The sequence below is a fragment of the Ochrobactrum sp. EDr1-4 genome (assembly GCF_049199085.1).
GTDB lineage: Bacteria > Pseudomonadota > Alphaproteobacteria > Rhizobiales > Rhizobiaceae > Brucella.
This window is the reverse complement of record NZ_JBLZOF010000003.1, coordinates 446,542-464,098: the sequence shown is the minus strand read 5'-3', so window position 1 is coordinate 464,098 and position 17,557 is coordinate 446,542. Positions and strand designations below refer to the sequence as shown.

Below are 17,557 nucleotides of genomic sequence, written 5' to 3'. Positions count from 1 at the left end.
CATTGGATGAGGATGTAGCAATTGGTTTGCAAAGATAATGCCTTAGGCCGTTCTGAATATGCCATTTTCTGACGTTTGAGCAGCTAGACGATTGCCGATTACGCCAGCATGTGGTTTATGAACGGCCAAAACAGCCTTGGCTATGTTTACCTATGTGCTGATGCTGATGTATTGGAATGGATGGAAATAAGCGCAGATACGTCTGTTTGCTTGGCTCCTTACAGAAAAGTTGTTGCCAGATGGCCGGAGACCGCATGACGAGTTCAAATTTCCCGGTGAAGACGAAAACTGCGCTGATTGTCAGCGCTCTTGCCGTTTTTGTTCCGCTTGCGGGATGTGCCAGCAAAAACGACGATATCGATCTAACCAAATATGTTGAGACGATTGATCCGGCGGATAAGCTTTACAATGAAGGTCTTGCGAACCTCGATGCTGGTCGTCTGGGCGAAGCTGCTAAGAAGTTCGCAGCGGTTGATCGTCAGCACCCTTACACTGAATGGGCGCGTAAGTCGCTCGTCATGGCTGCCTTTACCAATTACCGTCAGGGCAATTACGAAGAAGCGATCAATATGGCGAAGCGTTACAACACGCTTTATCCAACATCGCCTGAATCGGCCTATGCCTATTACATCATCGGTCTGAGCTATTTCCGTCAGATTCCTGACGTGACCCGCGATCAGGCTGCAAGCCGTCGCGCTATTGCTGCGATGCAGGAAGTGGTCGATCGCTTCCCGAATTCCGAATATGTCGACGATGCCAAGACCAAAATCCGCGTTGCGCGCGATCAGCTCGCCGGCAAGGAAATGCAGGTTGGTCGTTATTATCTTGAGCGCAAGGAATATCTGGCTGCGATTAAGCGCTTCCGTCTCGTGGTTGAGGAATATTCCAACACGCGTCAGGTTGAAGAAGCGCTGGCTCGTCTGGTCGAAGCCTATTACGCGCTTGGTCTGACATCTGAAGCACAGATGGCAGCATCGGTGCTTGGCAAGAACTACCCGGATAGCCGCTGGTATAAGGATAGCTACAAGCTGTTGCAGAGCGGTGGTCTTGAGCCACGCGAAAACGGTGGCTCATGGCTGGCCAAGGCATCTTCGCTTATTACGGGCGGCAACTAAGCCGATACAAGCATGCTGTCGCACCTCTCGATCCGTGATATTGTTCTGATTGAAAGGCTCGACATCGAGTTCAAGACCGGCTTGTCCGTGCTTACGGGCGAGACCGGCGCCGGTAAATCAATCTTGCTTGATTCATTGTCGCTCGCACTTGGTGCGCGCGGCGATGCTTCGCTGGTGCGTCATGGCGCAGATCAGGGGCAGGTGACTGCCGTGTTCGATGTGCCGGGTGGGCATCCGGCCCGTAAATTCTTAAGTGAAAATGGTTTTGATGATGACGGCGACGTCATCCTGCGTCGTCTTCAAATGGGAGATGGTCGTACACGTGTTTTCATCAACGATCAGGCGGCGAGCGTTGCGCTTTTGCGTGAACTCGGCAAACGTCTCGTTGAAATTCATGGTCAGCATGATGACCGCGCACTGATCGACATAGATATTCATCGTACATTGCTGGATGCTTTTGGAGGGCTTGATTCCGAGGCTTCCACTGTTCGCGAGCGTTATAAAACATGGCGTGATGCGGAAAACGCATTGTCTAAGCATCGTGCGCGAGTCGAACAGGCTGAGCGCGAAGGTGATTATCTGCGCTCATCCGTTGATGAGCTGACCAAGCTTGATCCGCAGCCGGGCGAAGAAGACGACCTTGCCGAACGTCGTGCGATCATGATGAAATCGGAAAAGATCGCCGGTGATGTGAACGAAGCCGGTGAGTTGCTGTCAGGCAATGGTTCGCCTGTGCCAACGCTCGCAAGCCTTGTGCGTCGTCTTGAGCGTAAAATCCCGGAAGCACCGCATCTTCTTGAGCCTGTTTGTAAAGCAATTGATGAAGCACTCAATCATTTGGCGCTTGCGCAGGATGGTATCGATCATGCGATGCGCGAGATCGATTTTGATCCGCGTGTTTTGGAACAGGTTGAGGAGCGGCTGTTTGCTCTGAGAGCGGCTGCCCGCAAATATTCTGTTTCGGTTGAGGGCTTGCCCGCTTTGCGCGACAAGATGGATGCCGACCTTGCGGATCTTGATGCCGGTGCAGAAAAACTCATCAAGCTTGAAGCACAGGCAACCGAGACGCGTACGGCTTACGATGCTGCTGCGAAGGTTCTGTCTGAACGTCGCACGGATACGGCTGAGCACCTTAAAGCGGCTGTTATGGCAGAGCTTCCGGCGCTGAAGCTGGAACGTGCTGAATTCCTCGTCGAAATGACCACGGATAGCAACGCTCGTGCTGCCGAAGGCATTGATACAGTTGAATATTGGGTTCGCACCAATCCGGGTACGCGTGCTGGCCCGATGATGAAGGTTGCATCAGGTGGTGAGCTTTCGCGTTTCTTACTGGCGCTGAAAGTGGCGCTTGCTGATCGCGGTTCCGCACCGACGCTGGTGTTTGATGAAATCGATACGGGGGTGGGTGGTGCCGTTGCTGACGCGATTGGTCAGCGTCTTGCACGTCTATCATCGCGGGTGCAGGTGCTATCGGTTACGCATGCGCCGCAGGTGGCCGCGCGCGCATCAACGCATTTCCTGATTGCGAAGTCTGCAACCAATGAAGATCGCATGTCCACGTCGATCCGGTCGATTGGTGTCGATGAGCGGCAGGAAGAAATCGCACGTATGTTGGCCGGTGCCAGCATCACCGATGAAGCGCGCAAAGCGGCCGAGCGTTTGCTTGCCGAGAACAGCGCATTGGTCTCCTGACAGAACGCTGTCAGTGTGACCACATGTTTGTAACTGCGCGCGGCTGTATGCGCAGCTTCATTTCTTAGCTATGTTGGGCAAAATTGAATCAGCAGGTTTTGCCAAGCATATGTCCGATATTTCCGTTGAACAACTGACCGCCCCTGAAGCCGCCGCAGAACTGGAACGGCTGGCGCGTGAAATAGCGCATCATGATGAGCTTTATCATGCCAATGATCGGCCTGAGATTTCGGATGCTGACTATGATGCGCTGAAGCGGCGCAATGATGCGATAGAAGAGCGGTTTCCGCATCTGCTGCGGGCTGACAGCCCATCTTTGCGTGTTGGCGCGGCACCTGTTTCCAAATTCGCTCAGATTACCCATGCACGACCGATGCTTTCGCTTGGCAATGCGTTTTCGGATGAAGACGTGCAGGATTTTGTCGGCAGCGTTTATCGCTTTCTCGGGCACTTGCCGGATAATTCTATCGCGTTTACGGCCGAACCGAAGATCGACGGGCTTTCCATGTCGATCCGCTATGAAAATGGCATTCTGGTGAGTGCTGCCACGCGTGGCGATGGCACCACCGGTGAAAATGTTACGGCCAATATCCGCACCATTGGCGAGATTCCGAATAAGCTTCCGGCGGGTGTTCCTGCGATTGTTGAAGTGCGCGGCGAAGTCTATATGGCCAAGAGCGACTTCCTCGCACTCAACGAGCAGATGGTGGCAGAGGGCAAGCAAACCTACGTCAACCCGCGCAACACTGCCGCAGGGTCGCTGCGGCAGCTTGACGCGAAGGTAACCGCTAGCCGTAAGCTCAGATTCTTTGCCTATGCTTGGGGCGAGATGTCGGAAATGCCTGCCGACACACAGCATGGCATGGTCGAGGTGTTCGCCAAGTGGGGCTTCCCGGTCAATCCGCTGACCAAGCGGTTGCAGAGCGCAGATGAGCTGATTGCGCATTATCGCGCCATTGGTCTTGAGCGTGCCAAGCTCGATTACGATATTGACGGTGTGGTCTACAAAGTGGACCGGCTTGATCTGCAAACGCGGCTTGGATTCCGCTCGCGTAGCCCGCGCTGGGCCATTGCGCACAAGTTCCCGGCTGAACAAGCAACGACCATTCTGCGCGGTATCGATATTCAAGTTGGACGCACGGGTGCACTCACGCCGGTTGCGCGCCTTGAGCCGATTACTGTGGGTGGTGTGGTTGTCACCAATGCCACGCTGCATAACGAAGATTACATCATGGGTCTTGGTCTTAAGGGTGAGCGCATCCGGGAGGACGATCACGACATTCGTATCGGTGATACGGTAATCGTCCAGCGTGCAGGCGATGTTATTCCGCAGATTGTCGATGTGGTGTTGGAAAAGCGTCCCGCCGATGCGCTGCCGTTTAATTTCCCGCATGAATGTCCGGTCTGTGGCAGTCATGCCGTGCGCGAAGAAGGCGAGGCGGTCTATCGTTGCACGGGCGGGCTTACCTGTGCTGCACAGGCGGTCGAGCGTATTCGCCATTTCGTTTCCCGTAATGCATTTGATATTGAGGGTTTAGGCGAAAAGCAGGTTGAGTTTTTCTTCCACGCGGAAGATGACAGTTTGAAAATCAAATCACCTGCGGATATTTTTACGCTACAAAAGCGACAGGAAGCGTCAGTCTTTAAGAAGCTTGAAAACATCGATGGCTTTGGCGCGACTTCGGTAAAGAAGCTTTATGATGCGATTAATGACCGCCGTGAGATTGCGCTTCATCGCTTCCTGTTTGGCCTCGGTATCCGGCATGTGGGCGAAGTGAATGCCAAGCGTTTTGCGAAAGCCTATCTGACCTATGAGAAGTTTGCAGAAGCCGCGACAACCGCTGTTCCGCCAAAAGAAGGTGACCGTACCGACAAGGGCAATGAAGCTTGGCAAGACCTGATTGCCGTTGAAGGTATCGGCGCGATTGTGGCAGAAGCTGTTGTCGATTTTTATGCAGAACCACATAATCAGGAAGTGCTGAGTGCGCTCTTAGCAGAGGTGACGCCGCTGGATGAAGTGGCACGTGTGGCAACCGGATCGCCCGTTGAAGGCAAGACCGTGGTGTTTACCGGCAGTCTTGAACGCATGTCACGTGATGAAGCGAAAGCCATGGCAGAGCGTCACGGTGCCAAGACGGCGGGGTCTGTTTCCAAAAAGACCGATCTTGTTGTGGCTGGTCCGGGGGCGGGGTCAAAGCTTGCCAAGGCATCAGAGCTTGGCATCGAAGTGATCGATGAAGATGCGTGGCTAACCTTGGTTGGAGAAGGCTGATGGCTCCGTTCAAAGGTTTTGGCGACAAGGCAATTCCTTTTCTTAAAGCGCTCGATTTTCATCAGAACCGCGAGTGGTTTGTCGAAAACAAAGACCTGTTTGAAGAGCATCTGAAAGAGCCGCTTGGCGATTTGATTGAGGAACTGACGGCGCGCTTTGAAAAAGCCGGATTGCCTTTCAAAGGTGATCGCGTGAAATCGCAGTTTCGCATCAAGCGGGACACGCGGTTTTCTCATGATAAAGCGCCGTATAATCGGCATTTGTCGGCGCTTCTGTCCAACTCCGGCACCAAATGGGACGAAAGCGGCTGCTTTTATGTCTGCATCGGTCTGCCGGGCATTCGCGATTGTTATGCTGGTGTGGCGTGGTGGGGGCCGAAAAAAGAGCTGCTGCAAGCTATCCGCGAGGCAATTGTCGAAAAGCCGGAAGAATATCGCGCGGTAGTGGCAAAGCTCAAGAAAAACGGCCTGCAGATCAGTGATCATGAGCGTTTGAAGCGAACGCCACGCGGTTTTGAAACCGTGACCGATGCTGATCTTCTTGATGGGATCCGCAACCGGCATTTTGCTGTGCGGATGGAAATTGACCCGGAGAGCATTACCCGTGCTGATCTTGCTGATCGGCTGGTCAAGTTTGCCGAACAGTCCCGACCGCTGATTGACTGGATCAAGAAGATTGAAGGCACCGTTCCACAAGCATCAGAATAATTCATTTCAGTATCACTGGTTTTTATCAGTGATGCTGAAATGCTGCGCGTATATTCTAATAGTATGATTTTTATCGAAAATTGATTTCAAGTTGGCCTGAAATTCTCTAAGCACTCCATGAGTGAGGAGAGATATTCGTGGATCAGGGTTTTCGATCAGCACCGGCGTCAGCAGGTAGCGACTTCTGGGGCGGTGTTAAACGTGGCTTGCCCATCGTAGCAGCTGGTGCGCCGTTTGGTCTGTTGTTTGGTGCAGTAGCAATCGACAACGGCTTTACCATTGCTGAAGCCATCTTCATGAGTGGAATGATCTATGCAGGCGCCAGCCAGATGGTTGGGCTTGATCTATTTGGCCAGAACATCGCGCCATGGATGATTGTGCTGTCGATCTTCGCGGTCAATTTTCGGCATGTGCTTTATTCGGCGACGGTCGGCCGGCGCATTCGCCATTTCACCTTCATGCAAAAGGCGCTCGCCTTCTTTCTGCTGGTCGATCCGCAATATGCCGAAGTTGAAATTCGTGCTGAGGCGGGCCGGAAAATCAGCTTCGCATGGTATATGGGGCTTGGTCTCACAATCTATGTCTGCTGGCTGATCGAGACGCTCATTGGTGCGCTGTTTGGCAATCTGATTTCTGATCCTTATGCGCTTGGGATCGACTTTCTGCTGCCGATTTATTTCCTTGGCATGGTGATGAGTTTTCGCCATCGCGAACATTGGTGGCCGGTTGTTATTGTCAGTGCTGTCTGCGCAGTAGCGGCTTACAAGTTCGTCGGCTCGCCATGGCATGTAACGCTCGGTGCGATGGGTGGTGTTGTACTGGCCGCTGTTCTCGCAAAGCCGCAAACAGGGAAGGCATAGATCATGTCCACGACGATCTGGATTATTCTTGCGGGTGCGTTGTGCACCTATCTTACCCGCTTTGGCGGGCATATGATCTTATCGCGTTTTGAGCGTGTGCATTATCGTGTTGAAGCAGCATTGAATGCAGTGCCTGCGGCGGTTCTGACAGCAATTGTTGCAGCGCCCGCATCGGATCATGGTTGGCGCGAATTGTTGGTGCTGGTATTCTGCGTGTTGTTGTCATTGCGGGTTAGCATGATGACAATGTTTTTTGCAGGCGCAGCGCTGTTGATCGCACTGCGCCATTTCTTTCCGGCTTAAATCTCTGAAGTTGCTGCTTCGAGCCACTTAGCCTGTGCCTCATCCAAGTGCGTGATAAGCTTTTCACGCACGCTGCCATGATAGGCATTCAGCCAATCCAGCTCTTCCTGCGTGAGCAGTGATTTGTCGATAAGGCGCCGGTCGATCGGGCAGAAGGTGAGCGTTTCAAAGCTCATCATCGGTAGCTCGCCGCCTGCTGGAACTTCCGCTTCTTTCACGATGATCAGGTTTTCAATGCGAATGCCGTAAGCACCCGGCTTGTAATAGCCCGGTTCGTTGGAAAGGATCATGCCGGGCAAAAGCTCCTGCACGCCTTTCTTTGAAATGCTCTGTGGGCCTTCATGCACCGACAAATAGCTGCCGACGCCGTGGCCGGTGCCATGCGCATAGTCAAAGCCCTGTTTCCAGAGTGCGATACGCGCCAGCACGTCAATGTCCTGTCCGCGTGTTCCTTTCGGGAAACGTGCGGTGGTGATGGCAATCATGCCTTTCAGCACAAGCGTGAACGAGCGGATGGTTTCAGGCGTGATGCTGCCAATAGCAACGGTGCGAGTAATATCGGTCGTGCCGTCGCGATATTGCGCCCCGGAATCGATCAGATAAAGCTCGCCATCGTTAAGCTTGCGGTTTGTGTCGGTGTTGACGCGGTAATGGATGATTGCGCCGTCCGGACCTGCGCCGGAGATCGAATCAAACGAAATATCTTCAAGTGGCATCTGGAAATCGCGGCCAGCCTTATCGCGGCTTGCTTCCAGCTTTTGCGCTGCTGAGATTTCGTCAACCGTTCCGGGCTTTTCTCCATCAAGCCAGGACAGGAAATTGACCATTGCCACGCCATCGCGCTCGTGTGCTGCGCGAGAACCGTCGAGTTCTGCCTTGTTCTTGATCGCGCGGGGCAGGCGGGCAGGGTCTTTGCCATGAATGACATGGCCGCCCGCGGCTTCTACCGCCAGACGAAGCTTTTCCGCAGCCAGTGCTGGATCGAGTAGAATGGTTTCGCCTTCTGCTGCGCGCGCACTCAGGTGACCTTCAAGCTTTGCTGGTTCGCAGAGTTTCGCTAGTTGCGTGAGATAGGCGCGGGGTTCGATGGCAAGTTTGCGCTCGTCGATGAACAGTTCTGGCTCACCCTCAGCCGGGATGATTGCGAAGCTAAGCGGCAGAGGCGTGTTGGAGACGTCCTTGCCGCGAATGTTAAACACCCAGGCAACCGATGACGGATCAGTTAGCACTGCGGCACTTGCACCCGTTGCTGCTACCGCCTTTTGCATTTCCTTGATCTTGTCTTCAGCCTCGTGGCCCGAGAAACGGGCTGGCTGAATAGTGACCGGCGCAAGTGGTGCTTCCGGCTGATCATCCCAGATGAGATCAACCAGATTATGCGCAACCGGCACCAGCTTGCCACCCTGATTTTCCAAAGCTTCGCGGAGAGCGGAGGCTTCGGAAATCGTGTGCAGCCAAGGGTCAAAGCCAATGGTCAGGCCTTTGCCGTTTTCCGCGAGCCAGCTCGCAGGCGGATTGGTGACGAGGCTTTCATAAGAAAACACGTTACCATCCGTCTGATTTCGAACCTGCAACTCATAGCGACCGTCGATGAAGACTAAAGCCTTATCCTTGAGGATCAGTGCCGCACCTGCCGAACCGGTAAAACCGGTGAGCCAGCCAAGGCGCTGGGCACGCAGCGGCACATATTCGCCCTGATGCTCATCGGCACGCGGAACGAGAAAGCCGTCGAGTCCCTGTTCGACAAGCTTCTCGCGCAGTTTGGCGACGCGTGGTGCACCATTGGCCGGATCGGTGGTTACATCAAAAGTCTGGAAAGCCATGAGCGTAACTCGCAATAAATAATGGAAACCTATTACTTCAGGTGAATCGTGACCCAGCCTTCGCGATGGAAGGTTTTCTCATGGGTAAGTCCCTGCGACTGATAGGCAGCAAGAACCATGTCATGCTGACTGTCGAGAATGCCGGACAGAATGATTGAGCCGCTTGGTGCCAGATGTGATTTCAGCGAAGGTGCGAGTTCCATCAGCGGGTTGGCTAGAATATTGGCGACGATAAGATCAAACGGGGTGTAGGAGCGGAAGATCGGATGGTCGAAGCCTTCGGCAGTCGCCGTTACGACATGCTCACTCACTCCGTTGAGAACGGTGTTTTCAGCGGCAACAGTGACTGCAATCGGATCGATATCGGTGGCGAGAACCGGGATTGGTGCAAGCTTGGCGATGGCAATTGCCAGAACAGCAGAGCCGGTGCCGAGATCAAGCGCATTGGTCGGATGCTCGCGCTCAACCACTTCCTCAATCATTTCAAGGCAACCAGACGTGGTGCCATGATGTCCGGTGCCAAAAGCGAGGCCAGCATCGATCAAAATCGGAATTTCATCGGCTTGTAGTTTGTCGCTGTCATGCGAGCCATGCACAAAAAAGCGTCCGGCACGAACAGGCTTTAGAACTGAGAGCGAGTGTGTGACCCAGTCAATGTCTGGCAGCTCTTCGGTTTCAAATTTGCCAGCACCCACCAGCGCGTCTATGCGCGCTGCGAGTTCCTCGGCTCCATCTTCGGTATAGACGGAAACTTCGAAAATCTGACGGTCTTCATCGATTTCAGTGATTGCAATCGGGAAGGCTTCATCTTCGAATGCTTGTTCGATGATGTCATAGATTCGTTCGGCTTCCGTCTTGTCAGCCGAAAAGAAGAGTCGTGATTGGGGCATGGATAATAAGCTCTCAAATCGAATTGGAAGCTTTGTTTACCCGTTTGTGCGGCCTTTGGCCAGATTCTTCAACTTTTCCAGAGCAGTATCTGGGTTCTCCTGATAGGCGATGGTTCCACGGAAGCGACCGCCCTTGTCGAGAAGGAAAACCGAAGCCGTGTGATCCATTGTATATTCGCCGTCTTCGGTCAGAACCTTCTTGGCGTAGATGTGGTAGGACTTCACCATGTCAGCGACGTTTTCCGGTGTTCCGGTCACGCCGATGATGCGGTCTGACACGTTGCTCACATAGGTTTTCATAATCTCCTGTGTGTCGCGTTCAGGATCCACGGAAATGAAATAAGCTTTAATGTCAGATGCTTCTGGTCCGAGCTGTTTGAAGTATCCGTCCAGTTCGTAGAGCGTGGTGGGGCACACATCAGGGCAATGGGTAAAACCAAAGAAAACCACGGAAGGTGTGTCGCGCAGTTCTTTTTCAGTGAAAGGCTTGCCATCCATAGCCACGAGATTGAACGGACCGCCGAAAGGCTGATCGGCGGAATTACGGTCGCGGATCATATTGAAGCCCGCAGCGCCAACAATCACAATGATGAAGGCGAAGATGAAGATGGGCAGGAATTTTTTCATGTCCGGTCAGCCTTGAATTTTGTTTTGCATTTATCGCAGATAAGCACGCTATTTAGTGTTTACATCGTTATGCAATAGGAAAGCGCTTATTTAACGAGCGCATCTTATGTTGAAACGATAGATCCAGTCTAGCAGAGTACAAAGATTTCAGAAAGTTTTGAAATGACGCAGGGTGAAGACCTTCGTTTCCAAAATAGTGAACCGCGCATTCACTCGACAGCTCAGCTCAAAGGCTCCAAGCTTGGTCGCTATGCGGACATAGGTGAGCGTGTAATCCTGCGTGAAGTGACAGTCGGCGATTTCACCTATTTCGAGCGCAACGGGGAAGGTATTTACGCGCAGATCGGTAAGTTCTGCTCAATTGCTTCCAATGTGCGGATCAATGCGCTTGAGCATCCTATGGAACGGCTTACGACTCATAAGGTGAGCTATCGTCCGAATGAGTATTTTCGTTATCTGGGCGTGGACGGTGCGTTCCGTGAACGGCGACAGGCCAAACGCGTGACAATCGGCAATGATGTCTGGATTGGCCATGGTGCGGTGATTACGCCCGGCGTCAATATTGGTGATGGCGCGGTGATCGGCGCAAATGCTGTGGTGACGAAAGATGTTGCGCCCTATCATATTGTCGGCGGTGTTCCGGCCCGCATCATTCGCAAGCGCTTTGATGATGCAATTATAGAACGATTGCTGGCTCTGTGCTGGTGGGATTGGCCGGTGGAAAAGCTTTATGAGGCCGTTCCTGATATTCAGGCGCTTGAAATTGAGGCCTTTCTGGAAAAGTGGGGCGGTTGAGGGTTGCTCTCTTGCAATGCCTGATTTGTTTCTCCACCTTTGAGAACGAAGTTGCTGGAGAGATCGAATGTCAAAGATGAACAGGTTTGTGGGATTGCTTGTCGCGCCGATGCTTTTGCTTGCAGCTTCGGCTGCGGTATCAGCAGAAGAAGTCGGTAAAGTTGGCGTGGACTGGCTGGGAAATGACATTGTGATTGATGCCGTTCAGGATCCGAAGGTGCAGGGCGTGACCTGCTATTTGGCATCTTTTTCGCGCGGAGTTATCGACCGCCTGCAGAAGGGCAACTGGTTTGAAAACCCGTCCAATGCATCGATTTCCTGCGAGCAGTCCGGGCCGATTACCATCGGTGATATTAAGCTTGGTAAGGGTGGTGAGCGGGTCTTTGCGGAGCGCACCAGTCTTATCTGGAAGAAGCTGGTCATCACCCGTATCTATGATCAGAAGAACAACACGCTTCTTTATCTCGCTCATGCGACACAGGTGCAGGATGGTTCGGCTAAGACATCGCTGTCGACCGTTCCGCTGTTCAAGGGTGATGTGACCTGGGAAAAAGGAAAGCCGGAGTAATCTCCGGCTCTTCTACTCTTAAGAATTATGCGCGCTGAACGAAGCTGTCGAGAACGCGCTTCTGTCCCGCCTTATCGAAGTCGATGGTCAGTTTATTGCCGTCAATGGTCGAGATTGTGCCATTACCGAATTTGATGTGGAACACACGGTCGCCGACGAAATAGGCAGACGGCTTATCGGTTGTTGATTTTGCAACCAGTTCGCCGTCAATGGTGCGTCCTTTTACCGACCCGCGACCAGCACCAAAGCCAGAATCGGTTTCGCCATAGCCGACGCGTTCGACATTTGCACCCGAGCGCGAACCCCAGTTGTTGCGTGTTGCATCAGAGCGGTTTTGCTGCGCGCGCTGCCAGCCGGGCGTTGCATAGGAGTTTTGGAATGGATCAGCTTTATCAAAGCGCGATTGTCCATAACCACTATTGCCATAGCCGCCGTAATTGCCTTCCATTTCAGCAACTTCGACATGCGGTTCGGGAAGCTCTTCCAGAAAGCGTGAAGGAATGGTTGACTGCCACATGCCATGAATGCGGCGGTTGGATACGAACCAGATATGCAGGTTCTTTTTGGCGCGCGTCACGCCCACATAGGCAAGGCGTCGTTCTTCTTCGAGGCCTGAGCGACCACCTTCATCAAGTGCGCGCTGGTGCGGAAACAGGCCTTCTTCCCAACCGGGCAGGAAAACAGTTTCAAACTCAAGGCCCTTAGCAGAGTGGAGCGTCATGATGTTGACGGCATCCATATCGGTGTTTTGCTCCGCATCCATGACGAGCGCAATGTGCTCAAGGAAGCTGCGCAGGCTCTCATAATCCTCCATGGAACGGATCAGTTCCTTGAGGTTTTCAAGACGCCCCGGCGCCTCTGCCGATTTGTCGTTCTGCCACATGGACGTGTAGCCCGACTCATCAAGAATGGTTTCTGCGAGTTCTGTATGCGGGGTATTGTCGAGAAGTGTTTGCCAGCGGCGGAAATTATTGACCACTTCGCGCAGCGCCGAACGTGGCTTTGGCTTTAGTTCTTCCGTTTCCACCAGATCACAAGCGGCTGCGAACATCGAAATGTCGCGTGCGCGCGCATAGTCGTGGATCAGGCGAATTGCTGCTTCACCAAGTCCGCGCTTTGGTGTGTTGATGATGCGCTCTAACGCCAGATCATCAGCCGGCTGTGCAACCACACGCAGATAAGCCATGGCATCGCGGATTTCGAGGCGCTCGTAGAAGCGTGGACCGCCGATAACCCGATAGTTGAGGCCAAGCGTCACAAAGCGATCTTCAAACTCGCGCATTTGGAAGGACGCGCGCACAAGGATCGCCATATTGTTGAGCAAATGGCCTTGGCGCTGAGCCTGTTCGATGGTCTCACCAACTGCGCGGGCTTCTTCTTCCGAATCCCATGCTGCATGGATTTTGACTTTTGGATCGTCGGGGTTTGGCGCTTCAGTGAAAAGCGTTTTGCCGAGACGACCTTCGTTATGTGCAATCAGATGCGCGGCAGTTCCCAGAATATGTGCTGTCGAGCGATAGTTGCGCTCAAGTTTGATAACAACTGCGCCCGGAAAATCCTTGTCGAAGCGGAGGATATTATCCACCTCGGCACCGCGCCAGCCATAGATCGACTGATCGTCATCGCCAACACAACACAAGTTAACTTTATTGTCGCTTACGCCTGATGATGTCTGCCGACCATCGGCTGGAACTGGAGCAGTGCTTTTCGATTGTGGCTTTTGAGCAAGTAGCCGCAGCCACATATATTGTGCTGTGTTGGTGTCCTGATACTCGTCCACCAGAATGTAACGGAACTTCGCGTGATACTCGCGCAGAATGTCGGGATTGTTGCGGAAGATGCGGATCGGATGCAGCAGAAGATCACCGAAGTCGCATGCGTTCAACGTACGAAGGCGTTCCTGATAAGCCTGATACAGCTCGCGGCCTTTGCCGTTGCCAAACGAACGCGCATCGCCTTCCGGGATATCCGCTGGGCCAAAGCCCTTGTTCTTCCAGCCATCAATCATGTTCGCAAAAGTGCGGGGCGGCCAGCGCTTGTCGTCGAGACCCTCGGCCTGAATAAGCTGCTTGATGAGACGGATCACGTCATCAGTATCAAGGATTGTGAAATCAGAAGTGAGGTGCACCAGTTCTGCATGTTTGCGCAGCAGTTTCACGCCGATGGAGTGGAACGTGCCGAGCCATGGCATGCCTTCGACTGCACCGCCGACCAGATGGCCGATACGTTCTTTCATTTCGCGGGCGGCTTTGTTGGTAAAAGTCACAGCGAGAATCTGGCTTGGATAGGCGAGGCCAGTCGTCACAATATGCGCGATGCGGGTTGTGAGCACGCGGGTCTTGCCGGTGCCTGCACCTGCGAGAACAAGAACCGGACCTTCGGTGGTCAAGACGGCCTGACGCTGCTCAGGGTTGAGACCCTTTAAATAATCGGGTTCGCCACGCTGCTGGTTGCGTGCTGCCATGGCGCGCGCGGCAATTCCGCCAGTCGCAGCGGGTGCGCGATCGGCAGGAGTTTCATTGCCGAAAAACGGCATATCATCGGGAAAATCAGACATTGCTACCGAATGTAGTGATTCGTTGATCAAAAACCAGCGAAAGCGTTAAATTACTCAAGCTGTGTGATACGACGATCGGTGAAATTGAGCCGATGTGAAGCAAGCGCTTCGACAAGGCCGCGCATCTCCGGTTCGCGCTGTAGCAGTTCATCAAGCTCCGTCATCTGGTTCATGGCGATCAAACGCAGAATATCGTCTCTGATCGTGCCATCGGCCCGGCGTGGCAAATGCGCAACCGGTTGGATGAGTTCAAGCTTTGTGCCTTTCAGCCGTGCGCGCAGGCTTTTTTCGTCCGCGTCAGCCGTTTCGACGAAGGCATAGAGGCCCACGCCCTTGGCTGGCAGTGAATAAAGCGCGAGCGCTACGTCTTTTACACGCGGGTCTGACTTCAACGCAGCCATGATAGCTGGGCCTTCATTGTCGATACGGTCGCCCGTACCTTCACCATCGGACCAGCTGAAAATGCCTCGGGTGATAAAGTTATAGACCTTCTTGCCAGTAGCGAGCCAAATGCGTGACGGCAGCGAACGGCGTGCCAGAATGCGCTTTTCGGTCGGCGTCATCAGATCGGGTGCAAAGGCGCGCTTTTGTTTGATGAGATGACGGAAATCTTCATAGGCGAGCAAACGGTAAAATCCGCCACGACGGCGATGCACGCTTGCCAGCTGAAAATCGATAACCGCTGCTTCGCCTTCCGGCGTCATCAGCCAGTTTTGCGGCTTGGCCAGATCGTTGTGGGTAACGCCCATGCGGCGCATATCGCGCAGAATGCGATGCGCAGTGCGATACCATTTGAGTTGAGCCGGACGCGCAAGATGCAGCGGTGTGCCTTCCGTCCATGAACGATAGAGACCGTCTTTGTCGGTATAGAGAAGTTGCGGTACGCCTTCGATGCCGCGCACGGTTTTGAGGCCGCGAATTTCGCGTCGTGCCAGAATCCATGCCAGAGGCTTCGACCACCAAGGGGCTGCACTCACCACCCGACGAATAATTCTTGTCTCGGGATCGCCCGCAAAATAGCCTGCGCGTGTCTCGGAAAAAACATCGCGCTTAAAAACTGCGGTCTCCACAAATTGCGGTATGCGGTCGCCTTGTGCGGGTACATCAATATTTGGGTTCTGAGCCATGCAGTTCCACTAGCCGCTTGCGCTCAATCAATCAAGTTTGATGGTGGGGTTCAACGGTTGCAATCATGTGAATGAGGGCGCAAAAGAGCTGAATAAATGTTTGGGGAGAGTGTTGAACATGGCGCAAAGCGACGACATCAAGCAGATCATCCGGCAAGAACAGGCACTTATTTTCACAAGTTTCACCGAGAATGATGCATTTTCACTCGGCCAGCGGATACGCGATATTGCGGTGAAACAGAAGCTCGCGGTTGCGATTGATATTTCGCTTTGGGATCGCCGTCTGTTTTTTGCAGCAACTGCTGGAACCACCGCTGACAATACCGAATGGCTGCGGCGTAAATTTAATGTCGTGCGTCGCTTTCACGCTTCGAGCTATCGCCTTGTTCTGGAACAAAATCGCGAAGACAAAATGTTTGCAGACCATAAGGCACTGGATGTTGCCGATTATGCTTTAGCGGGTGGTGGGTTCCCCATCCATATCGCAGGTGCGGGCGTAATCGGAACAGCAATTGTTTCGGGCCTTCCGCAGCGTGAAGATCATAATCTTGTCGTGCGGGCTATTGCTGAACATTTGGGACAAGATCCCGTCGCGCTGGCCTTAGCTGCAGCATAAATTAAAATACGGAGAATAAACGATGTCGCTTCAGAATGTGGTTGCCCTTCAGCGTAATGAAGAGGGCATTGCAGCTGCAGTTGCGCTCCTCAAGCAGCGGTTTGGTGAGCGAGCACAGACCGGACAGGCAATTCGCGAGCAGCATGGCCACACGACGACCTATGTGCCGACGCAGGCGCCCGACATTGTCATTTTTGCACAGACAACCGATGATGTGCAGGCTGTGGTCCGCATCTGTGCCGAGCATAAGGTGCCGGTGATCGCATTTGGCGCTGGTTCTTCGCTTGAGGGACAGGTGAATGCGCCTGCCGGTGGCGTGTCGATTGATCTCACACAGATGAACCGTGTTTTGGCAGTTCATGCGGAAGATCTTGATTGCGTTATTGAGCCGGGCATTACGCGCCGAGAGCTGAACGAATATTTGCGTGATACCGGACTGTTTTTCCCAATCGATCCGGGTGCAAATGCGACCCTTGGCGGTATGGCCTCAACACGAGCGTCTGGCACCAATGCCGTGCGCTATGGCACAATGCGTGAAAACGTATTGGCGCTGAAAGCCGTGATGCCCGATGGTCGCCTGATCGAAACATCCAAACGTGTGAAGAAGACAGCGGCTGGCTATGATCTGACACGGCTGCTGATCGGTTCTGAAGGCACGCTCGGTATTATCACTGAACTGACTTTAAAATTGCAGGGTATTCCGCAAGCGGTGTCGGGCGGGATTTGCCCGTTCCCTGATGTTGAATCAGCTTGCCGCGCGGTTATTGAAACCATCCAGATGGGCATACCCGTTGCGCGTATTGAGCTCGTGAACAAGCTCCAGATGGAAGCACTGATTATGCATTCCAAGCTGCCCTATGAGGCGCAGCCTTATTTGTTTGTCGAGTTCCATGGCACCGAAACCGGCGTTGCGGAACAGGCGGAAATCTTTGGCGAGATTGCTGCGGAAAATGGTGGCGGCGAGTTCCGCTGGACCAATGATCCGGAAGAACGCGACCGCTTGTGGCGCGCGCGGCATGACGCTTATCTGGCATCTTTCCTTTTGCGCCCTGGTGCGAAGGGTGTTTCGACTGACGTATGCGTGCCGATTTCACGGCTTGCGGACTGCATTGCTGAGACAGAAAAAGATCTGGCTGAAAGCGAATTGATTGCTCCCGTTGTTGGCCATGTTGGCGACGGTAATTTCCACCTGCTTCTTCTGCTTGATACGGACGATGCATCGGAAATGGAGCGCGCAGAAGATTTTATGGATCGCCTGGTGAAGCGTGCGCTTGCCATGGAGGGTACGTGTACCGGAGAACATGGTATCGGGCAGGGCAAGATGAAATATCTTGCAATGGAGCTTGGTGACGCGACTGACTACATGCGGATGATCAAGAAAGCGATCGATCCAGATAACATTATGAATCCGGGAAAAATCCTGATTTCCTGATTCAAATCAGTCCTTTGAATCGTCTTTTTAAGAAGGCGATTCAATGTCGCGGCTGAATCGGCGATTGCGCAGGCAATTTGCCTTGTTATCGCCGGATCGATCCCGCTATGTTGCACCGATAAAAATCGCGTGATTCAAGGATTGTTTCGCGCTCTGCATATTATCGGAGTTTC

The 17,557-nt window shown here is 53.3% G+C and carries 15 protein-coding genes; 10 read left to right on the top strand and 5 right to left on the bottom strand.

The features are described from left to right. The first annotated feature begins 254 nt into the window (after positions 1-254). From ACOZHT_RS13305 to ACOZHT_RS13280, 6 genes are all read left to right on the top strand, one after another. A complete protein-coding gene (locus ACOZHT_RS13305) occupies positions 255-1,115 on the top strand; it encodes an outer membrane protein assembly factor BamD (protein ID WP_339511707.1) in 861 nt (286 codons plus the stop codon). A gap of 12 nt (positions 1,116-1,127) precedes the next feature. Beyond that, positions 1,128-2,807, top strand: coding sequence for a DNA repair protein RecN (recN, locus tag ACOZHT_RS13300; protein WP_339511709.1), 1,680 nt, complete (start codon positions 1,128-1,130; stop codon positions 2,805-2,807). A gap of 109 nt (positions 2,808-2,916) precedes the next feature. Further along, positions 2,917-5,079, top strand: a complete 2,163-nt coding sequence (gene ligA / locus ACOZHT_RS13295) for an NAD-dependent DNA ligase LigA (protein ID WP_421565818.1) — start codon at positions 2,917-2,919, stop codon at positions 5,077-5,079. Further along, entirely contained in the window at positions 5,079-5,786 is a 708-nt protein-coding gene (locus ACOZHT_RS13290) for a TIGR02453 family protein (RefSeq protein ID WP_339511713.1), read from the top strand. The genes ligA and ACOZHT_RS13290 overlap by 1 nt, the downstream gene beginning before the upstream one ends. 137 nt (positions 5,787-5,923) lie before the next feature. Next, positions 5,924-6,646, top strand: coding sequence for an AzlC family ABC transporter permease (locus ACOZHT_RS13285; protein WP_421565817.1), 723 nt, complete (start codon positions 5,924-5,926; stop codon positions 6,644-6,646). A gap of 3 nt (positions 6,647-6,649) precedes the next feature. After that, a complete protein-coding gene (locus ACOZHT_RS13280; RefSeq protein ID WP_339511717.1) occupies positions 6,650-6,949 on the top strand; it encodes an AzlD family protein in 300 nt (99 codons plus the stop codon). On the opposite strand, the gene ACOZHT_RS13275 is transcribed toward ACOZHT_RS13280, so the two are convergent. The 3 genes from ACOZHT_RS13275 to ACOZHT_RS13265 are packed head-to-tail and all read right to left on the bottom strand — an operon-like array spanning position 6,946 to position 10,289. Further along, positions 6,946-8,772, bottom strand: coding sequence for an aminopeptidase P family protein (locus tag ACOZHT_RS13275; protein ID WP_421565816.1), 1,827 nt, complete (start codon positions 8,770-8,772; stop codon positions 6,946-6,948). The two genes, ACOZHT_RS13280 and ACOZHT_RS13275, sit on opposite strands and share 4 nt — an antisense overlap. A 32-nt stretch (positions 8,773-8,804) precedes the next feature. Beyond that, positions 8,805-9,662 carry a 50S ribosomal protein L11 methyltransferase gene (locus ACOZHT_RS13270; protein WP_339511721.1) on the bottom strand — a complete coding sequence of 286 codons (858 nt, stop codon included), beginning with the start codon at positions 9,660-9,662 and terminating at the stop codon, positions 8,805-8,807. A gap of 36 nt (positions 9,663-9,698) precedes the next feature. Next, positions 9,699-10,289: an SCO family protein gene (locus tag ACOZHT_RS13265; RefSeq protein WP_250038868.1), complete on the bottom strand. Its 591-nt coding sequence runs from the start codon at positions 10,287-10,289 to the stop codon at positions 9,699-9,701. 162 nt (positions 10,290-10,451) lie between these two features. Here ACOZHT_RS13265 and ACOZHT_RS13260 point away from each other — a divergent pair, with 162 nt between their 5' ends. Next, on the top strand, positions 10,452-11,084 hold the full coding sequence (locus ACOZHT_RS13260; protein ID WP_339511724.1) for a DapH/DapD/GlmU-related protein: 633 nt from the start codon (positions 10,452-10,454) through the stop codon (positions 11,082-11,084). A 67-nt stretch (positions 11,085-11,151) separates the two neighbouring features. Then, positions 11,152-11,652 (top strand): CreA family protein, encoded by a 501-nt coding sequence (locus ACOZHT_RS13255; protein WP_339511726.1) that lies wholly within the window; start codon positions 11,152-11,154, stop codon positions 11,650-11,652. 25 nt (positions 11,653-11,677) lie between these two features. On the opposite strand, the gene ACOZHT_RS13250 is transcribed toward ACOZHT_RS13255, so the two are convergent. Further along, positions 11,678-14,209: an ATP-dependent helicase gene (locus tag ACOZHT_RS13250; RefSeq protein WP_421565815.1), complete on the bottom strand. Its 2,532-nt coding sequence runs from the start codon at positions 14,207-14,209 to the stop codon at positions 11,678-11,680. A gap of 50 nt (positions 14,210-14,259) precedes the next feature. Then, positions 14,260-15,336: a serine/threonine protein kinase gene (locus ACOZHT_RS13245; protein ID WP_421565814.1), complete on the bottom strand. Its 1,077-nt coding sequence runs from the start codon at positions 15,334-15,336 to the stop codon at positions 14,260-14,262. A gap of 118 nt (positions 15,337-15,454) precedes the next feature. Between ACOZHT_RS13245 and ACOZHT_RS13240 the strand changes: the two genes are divergently transcribed. Beyond that, positions 15,455-15,952 carry a heme-degrading domain-containing protein gene (locus ACOZHT_RS13240; protein ID WP_339511731.1) on the top strand — a complete coding sequence of 166 codons (498 nt, stop codon included), beginning with the start codon at positions 15,455-15,457 and terminating at the stop codon, positions 15,950-15,952. Between the two features lie 22 nt (positions 15,953-15,974). Beyond that, a complete protein-coding gene (locus ACOZHT_RS13235; protein WP_339511732.1) occupies positions 15,975-17,384 on the top strand; it encodes an FAD-binding oxidoreductase in 1,410 nt (469 codons plus the stop codon). The last annotated feature ends 173 nt before the right edge of the window (positions 17,385-17,557 follow it).

Bases quoted from the DNA above. Each gene is read 5' to 3' on its own strand.
- recN (WP_339511709.1), top strand. From the start codon at position 1,128: ATGCTGTCGCACCTCTCGATCCGTGATATTGTTCTGATTGAAAGGCTC.
- ACOZHT_RS13245 (WP_421565814.1), bottom strand. From the start codon at position 15,336: ATGGCTCAGAACCCAAATATTGATGTACCCGCACAAGGCGACCGCATA.
- ACOZHT_RS13250 (WP_421565815.1), bottom strand. From the start codon at position 14,209: ATGTCTGATTTTCCCGATGATATGCCGTTTTTCGGCAATGAAACTCCT.
- ACOZHT_RS13270 (WP_339511721.1), bottom strand. From the start codon at position 9,662: ATGCCCCAATCACGACTCTTCTTTTCGGCTGACAAGACGGAAGCCGAA.
- ligA (WP_421565818.1), top strand. From the start codon at position 2,917: ATGTCCGATATTTCCGTTGAACAACTGACCGCCCCTGAAGCCGCCGCA.
- ACOZHT_RS13280 (WP_339511717.1), top strand. From the start codon at position 6,650: ATGTCCACGACGATCTGGATTATTCTTGCGGGTGCGTTGTGCACCTAT.
- ACOZHT_RS13305 (WP_339511707.1), top strand. From the start codon at position 255: ATGACGAGTTCAAATTTCCCGGTGAAGACGAAAACTGCGCTGATTGTC.
- ACOZHT_RS13235 (WP_339511732.1), top strand. From the start codon at position 15,975: ATGTCGCTTCAGAATGTGGTTGCCCTTCAGCGTAATGAAGAGGGCATT.
- ACOZHT_RS13290 (WP_339511713.1), top strand. From the start codon at position 5,079: ATGGCTCCGTTCAAAGGTTTTGGCGACAAGGCAATTCCTTTTCTTAAA.
- ACOZHT_RS13275 (WP_421565816.1), bottom strand. From the start codon at position 8,772: ATGGCTTTCCAGACTTTTGATGTAACCACCGATCCGGCCAATGGTGCA.
- ACOZHT_RS13255 (WP_339511726.1), top strand. From the start codon at position 11,152: ATGTCAAAGATGAACAGGTTTGTGGGATTGCTTGTCGCGCCGATGCTT.
- ACOZHT_RS13240 (WP_339511731.1), top strand. From the start codon at position 15,455: ATGGCGCAAAGCGACGACATCAAGCAGATCATCCGGCAAGAACAGGCA.
- ACOZHT_RS13260 (WP_339511724.1), top strand. From the start codon at position 10,452: ATGACGCAGGGTGAAGACCTTCGTTTCCAAAATAGTGAACCGCGCATT.
- ACOZHT_RS13265 (WP_250038868.1), bottom strand. From the start codon at position 10,289: ATGAAAAAATTCCTGCCCATCTTCATCTTCGCCTTCATCATTGTGATT.